General features: G+C 63.3%; 16 protein-coding genes. 5 read left to right on the forward strand and 11 right to left on the reverse strand.

Annotation, left to right across the window (positions count from 1 at the left end; genetic code table 11):
• From S4A8_RS17455 to S4A8_RS17475, 5 genes are all read right to left on the reverse strand, one after another.
• A partial coding sequence (locus tag S4A8_RS17455; RefSeq protein ID WP_353221117.1) for an IS110 family transposase occupies positions 1-418 on the reverse strand: 418 nt, incomplete at its 3' end.
• A 462-nt stretch (positions 419-880) separates the two neighbouring features.
• Positions 881-2,056 carry an alpha-hydroxy-acid oxidizing protein gene (locus S4A8_RS17460; protein WP_353221118.1) on the reverse strand — a complete coding sequence of 392 codons (1,176 nt, stop codon included), beginning with the start codon at positions 2,054-2,056 and terminating at the stop codon, positions 881-883.
• A 132-nt stretch (positions 2,057-2,188) separates the two neighbouring features.
• The gene (locus S4A8_RS17465) at positions 2,189-2,890 is read right to left on the reverse strand and encodes a ZapG family protein (RefSeq protein WP_353221119.1); all 702 of its coding nucleotides are present in this window, start codon (positions 2,888-2,890) and stop codon (positions 2,189-2,191) included.
• 221 nt (positions 2,891-3,111) lie between these two features.
• Positions 3,112-3,525: a CoA-binding protein gene (locus S4A8_RS17470; RefSeq protein ID WP_353180428.1), complete on the reverse strand. Its 414-nt coding sequence runs from the start codon at positions 3,523-3,525 to the stop codon at positions 3,112-3,114.
• 9 nt (positions 3,526-3,534) lie between these two features.
• Positions 3,535-4,377: a hypothetical protein gene (locus S4A8_RS17475; protein WP_353180430.1), complete on the reverse strand. Its 843-nt coding sequence runs from the start codon at positions 4,375-4,377 to the stop codon at positions 3,535-3,537.
• Between the two features lie 53 nt (positions 4,378-4,430).
• On the opposite strand from S4A8_RS17475, the gene S4A8_RS17480 reads away from it, so the two are divergent.
• Positions 4,431-4,934 (forward strand): hypothetical protein, encoded by a 504-nt coding sequence (locus S4A8_RS17480; protein WP_502950756.1) that lies wholly within the window; start codon positions 4,431-4,433, stop codon positions 4,932-4,934.
• Positions 4,935-4,949: 15 nt separating this feature from the next.
• On the opposite strand, the gene gpmA is transcribed toward S4A8_RS17480, so the two are convergent.
• The 4 genes from gpmA to gorA form a co-directional block, all read right to left on the reverse strand.
• The gene (gene gpmA, locus S4A8_RS17485) at positions 4,950-5,699 is read right to left on the reverse strand and encodes a 2,3-diphosphoglycerate-dependent phosphoglycerate mutase (protein ID WP_353180432.1); all 750 of its coding nucleotides are present in this window, start codon (positions 5,697-5,699) and stop codon (positions 4,950-4,952) included.
• Positions 5,700-5,749: 50 nt separating this feature from the next.
• Entirely contained in the window at positions 5,750-6,130 is a 381-nt protein-coding gene (locus S4A8_RS17490; protein ID WP_353180434.1) for a 3D domain-containing protein, read from the reverse strand.
• Between the two features lie 77 nt (positions 6,131-6,207).
• Entirely contained in the window at positions 6,208-7,077 is an 870-nt protein-coding gene (locus S4A8_RS17495) for an alpha/beta hydrolase (RefSeq protein ID WP_353221120.1), read from the reverse strand.
• 141 nt (positions 7,078-7,218) lie between these two features.
• On the reverse strand, positions 7,219-8,565 hold the full coding sequence (gene gorA, locus S4A8_RS17500) for a glutathione-disulfide reductase (RefSeq protein WP_353221121.1): 1,347 nt from the start codon (positions 8,563-8,565) through the stop codon (positions 7,219-7,221).
• A 148-nt stretch (positions 8,566-8,713) separates the two neighbouring features.
• Between gorA and S4A8_RS17505 the strand changes: the two genes are divergently transcribed.
• Entirely contained in the window at positions 8,714-10,786 is a 2,073-nt protein-coding gene (locus S4A8_RS17505; protein WP_353221122.1) for a M3 family metallopeptidase, read from the forward strand.
• A gap of 15 nt (positions 10,787-10,801) precedes the next feature.
• Here the strand turns inward: S4A8_RS17505 and S4A8_RS17510 are convergent, their stop codons facing one another.
• On the reverse strand, positions 10,802-11,272 hold the full coding sequence (locus S4A8_RS17510; protein WP_353221123.1) for a DUF1499 domain-containing protein: 471 nt from the start codon (positions 11,270-11,272) through the stop codon (positions 10,802-10,804).
• Positions 11,273-11,353: 81 nt separating this feature from the next.
• Between S4A8_RS17510 and xth the strand changes: the two genes are divergently transcribed.
• The gene (gene xth / locus S4A8_RS17515) at positions 11,354-12,127 is read left to right on the forward strand and encodes an exodeoxyribonuclease III (RefSeq protein ID WP_353221124.1); all 774 of its coding nucleotides are present in this window, start codon (positions 11,354-11,356) and stop codon (positions 12,125-12,127) included.
• Positions 12,128-12,152: 25 nt separating this feature from the next.
• Here xth and S4A8_RS17520 read toward each other — a convergent pair whose 3' ends face one another.
• Complete coding sequence (locus S4A8_RS17520; RefSeq protein ID WP_353221125.1) at positions 12,153-13,106, reverse strand: Gfo/Idh/MocA family protein; 954 nt, start codon at positions 13,104-13,106, stop codon at positions 12,153-12,155.
• Between the two features lie 310 nt (positions 13,107-13,416).
• Here S4A8_RS17520 and S4A8_RS17525 point away from each other — a divergent pair, with 310 nt between their 5' ends.
• Together S4A8_RS17525 and S4A8_RS17530 are read left to right on the forward strand one after the other, a co-directional pair.
• Positions 13,417-13,857, forward strand: coding sequence for a DUF411 domain-containing protein (locus S4A8_RS17525; RefSeq protein WP_353180465.1), 441 nt, complete (start codon positions 13,417-13,419; stop codon positions 13,855-13,857).
• 52 nt (positions 13,858-13,909) lie between these two features.
• Positions 13,910-14,281, forward strand: a complete 372-nt coding sequence (locus S4A8_RS17530; RefSeq protein ID WP_353221126.1) for a hypothetical protein — start codon at positions 13,910-13,912, stop codon at positions 14,279-14,281.
• Positions 14,282-14,358 lie beyond the last annotated feature (77 nt).

Genomic DNA, 14,358 nt, shown 5'->3' on the forward strand with positions numbered 1-14,358 from the left:
CGGACAGCCGGTTGATCAGCGCCCGTAGCATCGCGACCTCTGGCGGTGGCGGCGTCCACGCCGGTAGTTTGGCCTGGTCGCCGAACAAACACAGTGCACGGGCATCGGCGCGATCGGTTTTGTTGAGTAGCCCCATCGCCTTGGCGAAATCGCGTACCCGTTTGGGGTTGGCGACACAGGGCGTACAGCCGAGCTCATACAGCCAGTGCGCGGGTTTTTCGTGATACGGGCCGGGGGCGTCCGTGACCACCCGCAACTGATCGGGCGTCGCGTCCAGCTTGTCACATAGCCGCTCGATCCGTGCGTGCACGTCGGCCTGGCTGTGAGCGACTTTGCGGTCGTACCACTTGTCCGTGCCGGGGCGTTTGACCGCCGCATCCAGGCGGGTTTTGGAGACATCCAGACCGATAACGATCATAGGGACTCCTGCGTTGTATCAAGGCGCGACCTGTTCGATGCGTTTCGACTTGCCTTGTTCATTCAGACTCTCGGCCACGGCGGGCCGGGTCTTGGCATACCGTCCAGTCTCGACAGCGCGAAGCGCGCCGGGCAAGACTGATCTACAGAACAGGCTTTGTGCCTTAGGTTGGATACAGTCTGCTTGCCCGGCACATAACGCCTGGTCGCGTATCAGGCGCTGGCTATCAACATACAAGGTTGGATTAGCGAAGCGTAATCCAACATGGAAACACGGCACTAAAACCGTGTCGCCCCCGCGGCTGCGGCCAGCCTCGAGGCGGTTTCCTGTTGGCTTACGACCTGCGGCCTAAGCCAACCTACGCGGCTCCGGCCTGGCCCCGAGGCCGGTAGCAGGCGTAGGTTGGATTCGCGAAGCGTAATCCAACATGGAACACGGCAGGCAAGCCGGGTCACGCCACAATCAATACCGAATGGGCGCCAGCGCCGCTCGGTTGAGCGCGTCGATACGGTCGTGGCCCGTCAGCGCCAGGGTGAGGTCGATATCGGCCAGCAGGCGGCGTAACACCTCGGCCACCCCCTGTTCACCGGCACAGGCCAGTCCCCACGCGAAGGGACGCCCGACGAGCACCGCATCCGCGCCAAGCGCGACGGCCTTGAGCACGTCCGCGCCGCGCCGAATACCGCTATCGAAAAGCACGCTCATATGATCGCCCACGGCATCGACCACGCCGACCAGCGCGTCGATGGCGGCGATACTGCCGTCGACCTGACGCCCGCCGTGGTTGGACACGATCACGCCGTCCATGCCGGCCCGGCGTGCGGCCAGCGCATCTTCCGGGTGCAGCACGCCCTTGAGGATCAGGGGCAGATTGGTCGCCGCGCGCAGCTTGGCCAGATCCGGCCAGCTGCGTTCCGGCGAGGCATAGACCTGCGACCAGTGCTTGACGGTAGCCACCACATCGTCTTCCGGCGCCTTGTCGAGCCCGGCACAGAACACCGGGTCGCTGGTGTAGTTGGCCAGTCCCTTGCCCTGTAGAAACGGCAGATACGCGCCTTCGAGATCGCGCTCGCGCCAGGCCAGCATCTTGGTATCCAGCGTAATCACGATCGCCTCGTAACCGGCCTTCTCGGCACGCTGTACGAGACTGGTCGCCAGATCGTCGTCATTGGGCCAGTACAGCTGATACCAGCCAGTGGTATCGCCGAGTTCGCTTTTGACCTGCTCCATCGGATAGGAGGAAACCGTCGACAGAATCATCGGCACGCCGACATCCGCCGCGGCGCGCGCGACCGCAAGCTCGGCATCCGGGTGCAGGATTTCCTGGACGCCGAGCGGCGCGAGCATCAAGGGCGTGGCGTGTGTCTTGCCGAGCACGGTCGTGCTCAGATCACGTTCGCTGACGTCGGTGAGCATGCGCGGCAACAAGGGGTAGCGATCGAAACTGCTGCGGTTCGCCGCCATCGAGGCCTCGCCCGCGCCGCCGGCCACATACCAGTACGCGGCGGGGTCGAGCACCTCGCGGGCGCGGGCCTGAAGGTCTTCATAGCGCAACGGCAACGAGGGCAGCTCGCCCTTGAGTCCGGCGCTGTAGATACCGAACTGATGGTTACCGTAAGGGGTGTTGCTGCGTTCCACCGGCGTACTCCTCGATCATCGTTTTATTTCGTATGCACCGGCGTTCCATACGAAAACAGCCGGCACAGGGCCGGCTGAATCAGAACAGCATTTCGTTTTTCACGCAAGCGTCTGTGCGCCTGCGCTTACCGGTCACTCCAGACCGTAGCGCTTGCCGTCCTTGGCTTTTTCTTCCTTGTTCCAGGGGCGATCGTTGGAAGAATCGCTGTTCATGACGCTATCGCGATTGGGCGCGTCCTTGGCCTTGACATCTGCGCTGGCCGTGCCCTTGGCCGCGGCATCGGGCTTGTCGGCCACGCCGGCCTTGCTGCTGTCCGCCGGCTTTTTATCGCGGGCCTTGCCCACGGCTGTGCCCGATTCGGCGGCCTTCGCAGGCTCAGACGATTGGCTATCGGTCGCGGTTTTTTGCGAAGCGGCGGCCGGCTTGGGCTGGGCCTTGGCGTCGGACGCTTTCCCGGCACTGCCCTGCTTGGACTGCGCTGCCTGCGTCTTCGCCGACGGCTTGTCGGCTGCGCTGTCGCGGGTGATCGCTTCCGGCGCGGGCGGCGGTGTCACGAGCTTCTCGGGATGCATTTCGGCGAGTTTCTCGGCGCCTTCGGCCATGTGTTGGTACATGTCCCGGTAGTCGTCGACCATGCGCGACATGATCGCCGAGGTCTGCTCGAAATGCTCGCGTACGTCGTTCTTGTAGCTGTCGTGTTTTTCGGTCGCCTCGCGCATGGCGACCGATTTCTTGCCGCCGAAACGGCTGCCCAGGAAATAACCCACGACGAGCGCGACCACGGCGCACACCACGACGATAAGGATAAGGGCGATAGGGCTGAGGTTAGCCATGAAACGGTTTCTCCCGGTACATAAGGATTAATCGTAGTTGCGTCCATACTGTGTCGTCGCGCCGCCCACGGCAAGTCGTGACCATGCAACCTTGGTCGAGGTGCAGCGACAAAACGGCCACGCGGCTCGCGCGTGACCGTTCGCATCAAGCCCGACGCGCGTCGCACGGGCCGGTGCGGGCTGATCTAAAAGCGCAACGAACGGCTTCGCCGCGCGGCGTATCAGCCCAGCAGGCGGCGGTATTCCTTGAGCATGCAGCGGTCCATGACCACTTCGATGCCGGCATTCACAGCTTTCTGCGCGGCCTCGTGGTGAACCACGCCTTCCTGGAGCCAGAGCGTGCGTACACCGCGTTCGATACAGGCGTCCACGATCTGGGGCACATGCTCGGGCGCGCGGAATACATCCACGACGTCGACCATGCCGGTGACATGGCGGATATCCGGAAAGGCATTCTCGCCGAGCACCTGGGTTTCGTTCGGGTTCACCGGCACGATATCGAAGCCTTCGGCCTGCAACGCCTGGGCCACGCCGAAGGAGGCGCGATCAGGGTTGGAGGACAGCCCGACCACCGCCACGCGGCGGGTCTGGGCCAGGATTTCTCGGATACGACTATCTTCTGTAATTATCGACATGAGACTCGGCTAGGAAGCGGAATTGAAGTTTTCGGTCACGCGGTCGCTCGCGGCGGCCAGTGTATCGATGATTGCGGACTTGAGCGCCTGATTGGTCCAGACCAGTTCCGGCTGGCCCTGCAGGGCCGCATAATCAGCCAGCGTGCTGTCCTCGACGTTTCGATAGACGTACAACAGCATCAACGGTACACGCTGCTCGAGCTTGTTGCCGATGTTCGCACGCGTTTCGGCCACCATCTGTTCGACACGGCTGTTGTCCACCCGATATTCCTCGGCCGAGGCGACATTCCGCGCGCGGATCATGGCTTCGAGCAGGGTGACGTTGAAGTCGGTCTGCAACTCGACGATCTGCATGTGCTTGGCCAGCAGATCGATCTGGCGCAGGCGCTGCTTGCGCTCGTCGGTGGCCGGCTGGTCGACGAATGCCTTGAAGTTCTCGGCGAAGTTCGGATCCCCGGTGGCCGACTCCAGGCTGATCATGCGCGTGGCAAGCGGTGTATGCAGGGCGTCCGCGGCCATGGTCAGCGCGCGCTGCTGATCGTCCTTCGCGGCGGCGTCGCGCAGGCGGTCGAGCACGTCCTGCTGCAGCGTGGCCGGATCGTAGGCCTCGTAGACGGCATCGCGCAGCGTGCTGCGGGTGGCTGCATCGACATCGTCGGGCAGATTCTGATTGAGCGACTGGGTCACCGCCGGTGCGGCCTGCGCGAGCAGGTCCGGCACATCATAGGCAGCCAGCACGCGGTCGGCCGCGCTTTCCTGGGCGGCCTTGTCGGCCGGGCCGGTGGCGCAACCAGTCAATACGGCCGCAGCCATCATCGCGACAATAAGATAGGATTTCGCTTGCAGTTTCACGTTTCACCTGTGCATTGAGCAATCCGCATATCGTACGACAAAGCCCGGACGTCGTGCCGCAAACAGATGGCGTACTCAGCGTCGAGGCGCTGGGTTTCGACACGCTGGCCGCCTTTTTCGCCGGCCTGGGACTCACGCTTGCGCGCGTTGCTCCCGGTCAGGCGATCCCCGGCAGCTTCTGGGGCGACGAGGAAGCCGGCCTGATCGGCGACACGATCTACGTGCGCGCCGATACGCCCGTGCATTCGGCCATGCACGAGGCAGGCCACTATGTGTGCATGGATCAGACCCGGCGCGCGGGCCTGCACACCAACGCCGGCGGCACCTACGACGAGGAAAACGCCGTGTGCTACTGGCAGATTCTGGCCAGCGAGCACCTCGACGGCATGGACCGCACGCGTATGTGCGCCGACATGGACCGCTGGGGCTATACCTTTCGCCTGGGCAGCGCCGCGGCCTGGTTTGCCGACGACGCCGAAGACGCACACGCCTGGCTTGTGGCCGCAGGCCTCATCGATGCCGAAAGCGGCGCGCTCGTGATCGGCGTACGCCACTGAGCGCGCCGAAGGCGATTACTTCGACTTGGCCTGATCGGCGACCGCTTTCGCCGCGGCCTCGGCCGCCTCGGCATCGCCCAGATAACGCGACTCGATGACGTTGAGCTCGTCGTCGAGCGTGTAGAGCTGCGGAATACCCGTGGGAATATTCACACCGGTGATTACGTCGTCGGCGATACCGTCGAGATATTTCACCAGCGCACGCAGGCTGTTGCCATGGGCGGTGACCAGCACCGTTTCGCCGGCTTTCAGGCGCGGCGCGATCGCATCGTGCCAATACGGCAATACGCGATCGAGGGTGAGCGCGAGCGATTCGGTACCCGGCAAGACACGAGCATCCAGATGCCGGTAGCGCGGGTCGTTGCGCGGATGGCCCGGATCGTCGGCTGCCATTTCCGGCGGCGGAATATCGTAGCTGCGCCGCCAGATATGCACCTGTTCCTCGCCATGCTTGGCCGCGGTTTCGGCCTTGTCGAGCCCTTGCAGGCCGCCGTAATGGCGCTCGTTAAGACGCCAGTGGCGAACGACATCGACCCACGGCTGTTCGAGTTCTTCCAGCGCCAGCCACATGGTCTTGATCGCGCGCTGGAGCACGGAGGTGAACACGATATCGAAGCGCAGGCCTTCCTCGGCCAGCAGCCGGCCAGCCGCGCGCGCTTCGGCCCGCCCCTGCTCGGTCAGGTCGACATCGACCCAGCCGGTAAAACGGTTTTCGAGATTCCACTGGCTCTGGCCGTGGCGTAGCAATACGAGCTTGCCGGGCATCGTGTCTCCTTGGGTTTCGATGAACACACCGGCATCACGCCGGCGCACGCTCAGCTATCCGGCTCGGCCCAGCTGATGCGCAGGTCGTGTTGTACCCCGAATTCACGCGCGGCGTCGACATCCTTGCCCATATAGATATCGATCTTGTTGCTCCAGCGGCGGTTCATCTTGTCGCGCACGACATACACACCGGGCATGCCTTCGATCTTCACGCGTGCCCCATGGGTCAGGCCCTGCTTGATGAGATCCCGCGATACGGCAATCGCGCGCATGCCCGGACGCAGTTCGTCGCCCCAGGCAGCAATCGAGGGTTTATTGGCGGTCGTCTGCCAGGCCACCGAATTGTATGCCGTGGCCGAAACGCTGAGTTCCTTCCATTCCACCGAATCTGCAGTGGCGGAAGAAATCGACGCGCACAGCAGTACGAGCACGCATATCGTTGTTGTGACAAAACGACGCATGGGAACGTAAGCGACTAAATTAAGCCGCGCAGGATACACGCCGAAGCTTAACGTGAGCTGTCTGAGGCGACTTTTTTAACGAACGATGCGACGTCGTCGAGCTCACTGCCGGTCATGCGCAATGGCGCTGCAAGCGGTGCGATCAGGCCAATATGACTGGTTTTGGCATAGATGTGCAATTCGGCCGCCCCGCCCGCAGCATTGACCCGGGCCGCCAGATTTCGGCTATTGGCGGGCTCGACCGTGGTATCGGCCGCGCCATGCATGAGCAGCATCGGCGGCTCGCCGCCATCGACGAAGTTGATCGGCTGGCTCTGCGGCCAGGCGTCACGCGGAGCAAAAATCTGCTGGAGCGCCGGGTCGCGAATGGGCAGAAAATCGTAGGGCCCGGCCATGCCGACAAAGCCCGCCAGATCCGCACGCGCCATGCCGGCGGCCTGCAGATAGCGCCCATCGGTGGCCAGCATGGCCGCGATATGCGCACCCGCCGAATGCCCGGACACGAACAGATGCGCTGCCTCGCCGCCGTAGTCACGCGCATGTTCATGCGCCCAGGCCACGGCCTTGGCCCCGTCTTCGACGAAGCCCGGAAACGTCGTCGGCGGATACAGCCGATAGTCGGGCAGCACGGCAATGAAGCCGCGCGAGGCCAGCGCCTGGCCAACGAAACGGTAGCCGTCCTTGTCGCCGCTCTGCCAGCTGCCGCCATAGAAGAACACCACCACCGGCGCGCCGGCCGCGAGGTCTTCGGGCACATAGACATCGAGTGTCTGGCGATCGAGATCACCATAGGCAATATCCGCATGGCGCTCGTAGCCCCAGCGGGGCGTCAGGGCGTTGGCCCAGAACTGTCCGGAGCATGCGGCGAGTAACGAAGACACGACCAAGCCGCTCAAGCCGAGAAGAAATCTATGCACAGTGAGGCCTCTTCATAACGTAGCGAGCGACGTAGGTTGGCTGGCGCCGGAGCGCAGAAACCGCAATGTATAAGCGCATACATGAGGATTTCGAGCACCACCGACAGCCAAGATACCGAGCGCAGTAGTTATGTAGAGGCCTCACGTCATGGTGACGAACTCTTCCGCACTCGTCGGATGAATCGCCACGGTATCGTCGAAGTCCTTCTTGGTCGCGCCCATCTTCACCGCCACCGCAAAGCCCTGCAGCATTTCATCGGCGCCGTCGCCGATCACATGCGCGCCGACGATTTTTTCGTCATCGCCCACGCATACGAGCTTCATGTCGCTCGGTATCTTGTGTTCGAGCACGCCGTGATAGAGCGCGACATAGTGGCTGGTATAGATCTTCACCGCCTCGTCGCCGTACTCGGCGCGGGCATCGGCCTCGGACAGACCCACGCTGCCGATGGGCGGATGGGTGAACACCACGGTCGGAATGTTGTGGTAATCGAGCTTGCGATCCGGCTGGCCGCCGAACAGCCGATCCGACAGCCGTCGGCCCGCGGCGATGGCGACCGGCGTGAGTTCGATCGCGCCGGTGACATCCCCTAACGCATGCACACCGTCGATCGAGGTGTCCTGCCATTCGTCGACGATGATCGTGCCGTCGGCAGCCAACGCCACGCCCGCGTTTTCCAGGTCGAGATTATCGGTATTGGGCAGCCGTCCGATCGCCCAGATGAGCTTGTCGACGGTCACCGAATCGCCATCCTCGAAATCGACCTTGATCTGCGGGCCCGCCTCGCTGAGTTCGGCGGTCCTGCGCTTCATCTGCACATCGATACCCGCCTCTTTCATGCGCTCGATGAGCGTTTCGCCGAGCATCGCATCGAAATCCTTGAGCACGTGGTCCTTGCGCAGCAGCAGCTTGACGTCGCTGCCAAGCGCATTGAGCACGCCCGCCAGTTCGACGGCGATATAGCCACTGCCCACGATGGCCACGCTCGCCGGGCGTTCGCGCCAGGTAAAGAAACCATCGGAATCGGTGCCCAGAGCCGCGCCCGGAATATCCGGCCAGTGCGGCTTGCCGCCGGTGGCGATCACGACATGGTCGGCGTTGAGCTCGCGCTTGCCGACCGCGATGCGGCGCTCACCGACAAAGCGGGCATCGCCAGCGATGAATTCGACGTCGTCCTTGTCGAGATTGCGCGCATAGATGCCGTTGAGGCGCTTGATATACGTCTCGCGGTTATCCACCAGCTTGGCCCAGTCGTGCTCGGGCACGCCGGTAGCGAAGCCATAGTGCGCCGCGTCACCCGCGTGCTGGGCGAATTCCGCGGCATGCCACATCACCTTCTTGGGCACACAGCCGACATTCACGCAGGTGCCGCCCAGCCGACCGCGCTCGATCAACGCGACTTTCTTGCCGTAGCTGGCCGCGCGGCGCGCGGTGGCCATACCACCACTGCCACCACCGATGACGACCAGGTCGAAATGTTCGCTCATAACTGCTCGCAGACCATATGATGAAGCCCATTGTATTCACCCCGTCCATCGGCGTCGTCGTTCGCTCTTGATCGGGCGCGGGGCAGCCGCACATTCAAGGCTATTCACGACGCCCGCGCGTCGTCTTCGCTTTGTATACGAGATCATCATGACCGATACCCAGAACAACCCACTCGTGACCATGCTCGATGGCGGCCAGCTGCCGGATTTCGATGCCATCAAGCCCGAGCATGCCGAACCGGCCGTCGAGCGGATGATTGCCGATGCCCGGCGTGCGGTGGATCGCGCCATCGCCGAGAGCGTCGAGCCGAGCTGGGGTAAGCTCATCGCCCCGCTGGACGCCGCCGAAGACCGTATCGGCCGGGCGTTTTCGCCGGTGTCGCATCTGCATTCGGTCATGGACTCGCCGGCCTGGCGCGAGGCCTATCAGGCCTGCCTGCCCAAATTGACCGCGTTTTCCTCCGAACTGGGCCAGAACACCGAACTGTTCGAAGCCGTCCAGCGGCTGCGCGAATCGGACGAATTCGACCGTCTCGATGCCGCGCAACAGCGCGTGGTCACCGACATGCTGCGCGATTTCCGCCTGGCCGGCGTGGCACTCGATGACGCCAACAAGAAACGCTATGCCGAAATCGCCCAGCGGCTGAGCGAACTGTCGACCACGTTCCAGCAGAACGTGCTCGATGCGACCCAGGCCTGGCGCAAGCACATCACCGATGAAAAGCGCCTGAGCGGCCTGCCCGATTCAGCGCGCTCGCTGCTGGCGCAGAACGCGGCCAACAAGGAACTCGACGGCTGGCTGGTGACGCTGGATGCGCCGAGCTTTATCGCCATCATGACCCATGCCGACGATCGCGAGCTGCGCGCCGAGGTCTACGAAGCGTTTTCCAGCCGTGCCTCCGAGGTCGGCCCCAATGCGGGGGAATTCGACAACAGCGCGATCATCGACGAAATCCTGGCATTGCGGCATGAAGCCGCCGGTCTGCTCGGCTTCGCCAACTATGCCGAGAAATCGCTGGCCACCAAGATGGCGGAAACGCCGGACCAGATCGAAGCCTTCCTGCTCGATCTGGCCGAACGCAGCCGTGCGCCCGCCGAAGCAGAACTGGCCGAACTCAAGTCCCTGGCGGCCGACGACGGCGTCAACGACTTCGCAGCCTGGGATGTGGGCTACTACGGCGAAAAGCTCAAGGAACAGCGCTACGACTATTCCGCGGAAGACCTGCGCCCCTATTTTCAGGCGCCCAAGGTCATCGACGGCCTGTTCAAGGTGGTGGAAAAACTCTACGGCATCCGTATCGCCGCGCTCGAGGGTGTATCCACCTGGCATGAGGACGTCACCGTCTACGAAATTCGCGACGACGCCGACGAGCGCCGCGGCGTGTTCTATCTCGACCCCTATGCCCGCGAAGGCAAGCGCGGCGGCGCCTGGATGGATGGCTTTCAGAGCCGACGCGCGGACGATCAGGGCCTGCAACTGCCCGTGGCCTTTCTGACCTGCAACTTCTCGCCGCCCATCGGCGGCGAACCGGCGCTGCTCACCCACGACGAGGTGACCACGCTGTTCCACGAATTCGGCCACGGCCTGCACCACATGCTCACGCGTGTGGATTACGGACCCATCTCCGGCATCGCCGGCGTGGAATGGGATGCCGTCGAACTGCCCAGCCAGTTCATGGAAAACTGGTGCTGGGAACGCGAGTCGCTGGATCTGTTCGCGGCCCACTTTGAGACCGGCGAAGCACTGCCGCAGGCGCTGTTCGACAAACTCTATGCCTCGCGTAACCACATGGCGGGCTGGCAGATGCTGCGTCAGGTGGAAATTTCGTTGTTCGACCTGCGTCTGCATCGCGACCACGACCCGAACAGCGCAAGCCAGGTCCTGGATACGCTCGCCAAAGTGCGAGCCGAAGTGGCGGTCCTCACCCCGCCGGCGATAAACCGCTTCCCACACAGCTTCCAGCATATTTTCGCGGGCGGCTATGCGGCCGGCTACTACAGCTACAAATGGGCGGAAGTGCTCTCCGCGGATGCCTTCTCCGCCTTCGAGGAAACCGACCTGTTCGATACCACGACCGGCCAGCGTTTTCTCACCGAAGTGCTCGAACGCGGCGGCACCCGCGATGCGATGGACAACTTCGTGGCCTTTCGCGGGCGCGAACCGTCGATCGATGCGCTACTGCGCCACAGCGGGCTCGACGGCAACGAGCGCGCTGCCTAGTGTCAGGGGCCCGGACTAGGCTTTGGCCGAAAGCTGCGCGTTGAACCGAGCGCGCAGCTGTTCGACCCGTTTTCGATTCACGCCGAAATCGTAGTAGCCCAGCCGCGACGACGATTTCACGTCGATAACCGCGGCCTTGGGCTGCACGATGAAGGTCACGTCGTCGACAAAACCCAGCGTGCTGCGAAAGGTGGCATGAATGAAGCGCGGCTCGGCGCGTTCGACAGTAGCGTTCTCGCTGGCGGCCAGCACATCCAGCAATACCCGGCGCGCAGTCGCGGCATTGGCCGGTTTGAACGCCAGCGGGGCGACATATTTCTTGCCGTTCTTGTCCGCCTGGGACCACACACAATGCGGCGCGCTCGAACAGGGCGTGAACGTGTCCGCCGAACGGGTAAATTGCTTGGGCGGCGGGCTGGCGCAGCCGACCACGCCCGAGGTCATTACAATAGCGGCCGCAAATGGCTTGAATAGAAGTCGACGCATGGCGCAATCCCGCAGGGCGATAACAGGCCTGCAGGTATAGCGCGCCCACCCGTCGGCCGCAATGCAAAGGAATCCTCGCCCATGCAGATCGCCACCTGGAACGTAAACTCGCTCAATGTGCGTCTGGAGCACGTGCTGGCCTGGCTGGAGAAGAACCCGGTCGATGCGCTCGCATTGCAGGAAACCAAGCTCACCGACGACAAGTTTCCGCAGGATGCGATCCTGGAGGCCGGCTACCAAACCGTATTCACCGGCCAGAAAACCTACAACGGCGTGGCCCTGCTCACGAAAACGCCGGCCGAGCACGTCGCCTATGCGCTGCCCGGCTTCGAGGATGACCACAAGCGCGTAATCGCGGCCACCGTAAACGGTGTGCGTGTCATCGGCGTGTATTGCCCCAATGGTCAGGCCCTGGATTCACCCAAGTTCGAATACAAACTGGCCTGGTTCGAAGCACTGGCCAGCTGGCTGAAAAACGAACTGGCGTCATACGACAAGCTGGTGCTCACCGGCGATTTCAATATCGCCCCACGTCCGGAAGACACCTACGATCCCGACAAATGGGAAGGCCGTATCCTGTGTTCACCGCCCGAGCGCGCCGCCCTGCAGACTCTGCTCGATAACGGGCTTGCCGACTGCTGGCGGCTGTTCGACGAACGCGAAGGTCGCCATCGTTTTACCTGGTGGGATTACCGCAACGGCGGCTGGGCACGTAATGCCGGCCTACGTATCGATCACGTGCTGGCCACCCCGGCGCTGGTCGAGGTCTGCCGCGAGTGCAAGGCCCATGTCGGCGAGCGCGGTCGCAAGCGCCCGTCCGATCATGTACCGGTGGTGGCCGAGTTCGCGCTATAAGGGCCTATGCCAGTAAGGCATCGGCTCAGTAGCGGCTGGATTCCTCCACCGCCGCATTGATGCGCTCGAGTGTTTCCACGACCGCCAGGGCGCTTTCGCCGTCCGAGCGAGCGGGTTCGCGATCGGCTATGCGATCGAGAAAATGCTGTAGCTCGAGCTTGAGGGGTTGGCCGTCGCCACGGTGGACGACTTCGCTGCCCTCATCATGGTTCTGCAGTTCGGCATCGATCCAGCGACGGTGGTGGGTGACCGTCTGGGCAACTTCGTCGTAGACGAGCATCCCGCGCGAGCCGCGCAGAATCGTGCGGCGATCGGTTTCCGGCCACAGCCAGGAGGTATGGATATTGCCGCGCACGCCGTTGGCGAATTCCAGATGCACATGCACCTCGTCTTCCACGCCCAGGCCAAGCATGCGATGGCCGGTTCCGCGCACCCGTTCGGGCGCTTCGCCGACGAGATACAGCATGACCGCCATATCGTGCACGCCGATATCCCAGATCACGTTCTCGGCACTGCGCGCGCGGCCCAGATTGAGCCGCTCGTGACGAATCGAGAACAGCTCACCGATCTCGCCGCTGGCGACATAGTCGCGTATCCAGGAAATCGCCGGCTGGTAGATCAGCAGATGACCGACCATAAGGATGGCGTCATTGTGCCGGGCCGCATCCACGAGCTGACGGGCTTCGCCCGAGCTGTGCGTGAGCGGTTTTTCGACGAACACATCCTTGCCCGCCTTGATCGCTGCCATGGCGATCTCGAAATGCGACGGCGTGGGTGTGGCAATGGTCACGGCATCGCAGTCCGAGGATTCGAGCGCAGCGCGCCAGTCCTCGAACAGCGCAACGCCGGGATACTGCTCGCCGTAGCCGTTCAGGCGTTCGGTATTGCCTTCGACGATCCCGGCCAGCACGCCCAGTTCGTCGAGATTACGGATGATGTTCTTGCCCCAGGCACCGGCCCCGATCGCCACTACTCGCATATATCGCTGTCCTGTCACCGCTTCGTAACGCGCCGTAGTGTACGCGCTTGTTTTCCTGCAGGCCCGATCTGCATGCGCGACCGCCGAGACGCGTCGCACGGCAAACTGCGCGAATCGCACACTTGGCGGGGCTCGCCAACGCCTCTACGCGATATTTTCCGGCACCCCGCCAGGCCTTGGCCACACTGGCCTTGCGGGCGATAACACCCGAAAACTCCGTACCCGGGTCCACGTTGTACGGTCGGCTCGTGCAGGCCTATATTCGGTCTACCCTTGCGTGTTCAGCGCGCCAGTCTTTCGGAGTCTCGCCATGATCGTCTCTCGCTTTCGCTCGCTATCGCGTTTTGCGGCCACCCTGCTGCTATGGGCCGTGGCCAGCATTGCCGTTGCCGCGCCGCTGAGCGCAACGCTGTATCGCGATGCAAGCTGTGGCTGCTGTCACAAGTATGTGGATCATCTGCGCGCCGCTGGCTACGACGTGACGGTTGCCGAGATGGGCAATCGCGCCGAGCGGTTTCGCGCAGCCGGCGTGCCGCCCGAACTGAGTTCCTGCCACATGATGCGTATCGGCGGTTATGTGGTGGTCGGGCATGTCCCGCTGGAAACGGTGGCCCGGCTGCTGCGCGAACAACCCGATATCAAAGGTATCGCCCTGCCGGGCATGCCGATCGGTACCCCCGGCATGCCCGGCGAAAAAACACAGCCATTCGTCGTGCGTACCCTGCAGGGCGATGTCTATGCGCGCCTCTAGGCCGCTACGTCGCATGAGTGCCCAAGCGCGAGCCACGCGCTAGATCGCCGCCATGCGTGTCGTTCTGATAGCCGTATTGCTGCTGCAGATACTCGTTGCCGAGCCGCTGCTGGCCGCCAGCCATACGCACGGCATGGCAGCACCGGGGGCATACACGACCGGCGCGCCGCAGGTCCACAAGGCAAACGGCCCTGTCAACACGCAAGCACACGAACACAATGGCGGCGAGCACGACACCTGCCACACGCAAGACCGCTGCTGTTGTGTGCTCGCCGGACATTGTTCACCAAGCGCGGTGACCGCAAGCACATCGCCGAACCCGTCGCCGACACCCGAGGCGTATGCCCCCGCCCGTCTGCTCGCGATGCTCGCGTACGGCTTTCCCAGCCGACCGCACCGCCCGCCCCCGCGTTCTTCCCGATAACGCACTCCATAGGGCGCTACGGCGCCCTGTCTGAATTGGCACCGCGTTAGGTAAGGGCCGTCGTCCGCTTGGCCGGC

This window comes from Salinisphaera sp. S4-8 (assembly GCF_040361235.1).
In the GTDB taxonomy this organism is placed as follows: Bacteria; Pseudomonadota; Gammaproteobacteria; order Nevskiales; family Salinisphaeraceae; genus Salinisphaera.

Excerpts from the sequence above, each read along its gene's own strand:
- gorA (WP_353221121.1), bottom strand. The coding sequence starts at position 8,565 with ATGAGCGAACATTTCGACCTGGTCGTCATCGGTGGTGGCAGTGGTGGT.
- S4A8_RS17530 (WP_353221126.1), top strand. The coding sequence starts at position 13,910 with ATGCGTGTCGTTCTGATAGCCGTATTGCTGCTGCAGATACTCGTTGCC.
- S4A8_RS17470 (WP_353180428.1), bottom strand. The coding sequence starts at position 3,525 with ATGTCGATAATTACAGAAGATAGTCGTATCCGAGAAATCCTGGCCCAG.
- S4A8_RS17510 (WP_353221123.1), bottom strand. The coding sequence starts at position 11,272 with ATGCGTCGACTTCTATTCAAGCCATTTGCGGCCGCTATTGTAATGACC.
- S4A8_RS17505 (WP_353221122.1), top strand. The coding sequence starts at position 8,714 with ATGACCGATACCCAGAACAACCCACTCGTGACCATGCTCGATGGCGGC.
- S4A8_RS17525 (WP_353180465.1), top strand. The coding sequence starts at position 13,417 with ATGATCGTCTCTCGCTTTCGCTCGCTATCGCGTTTTGCGGCCACCCTG.
- S4A8_RS17520 (WP_353221125.1), bottom strand. The coding sequence starts at position 13,106 with ATGCGAGTAGTGGCGATCGGGGCCGGTGCCTGGGGCAAGAACATCATC.
- gpmA (WP_353180432.1), bottom strand. The coding sequence starts at position 5,699 with ATGCCCGGCAAGCTCGTATTGCTACGCCACGGCCAGAGCCAGTGGAAT.
- xth (WP_353221124.1), top strand. The coding sequence starts at position 11,354 with ATGCAGATCGCCACCTGGAACGTAAACTCGCTCAATGTGCGTCTGGAG.
- S4A8_RS17465 (WP_353221119.1), bottom strand. The coding sequence starts at position 2,890 with ATGGCTAACCTCAGCCCTATCGCCCTTATCCTTATCGTCGTGGTGTGC.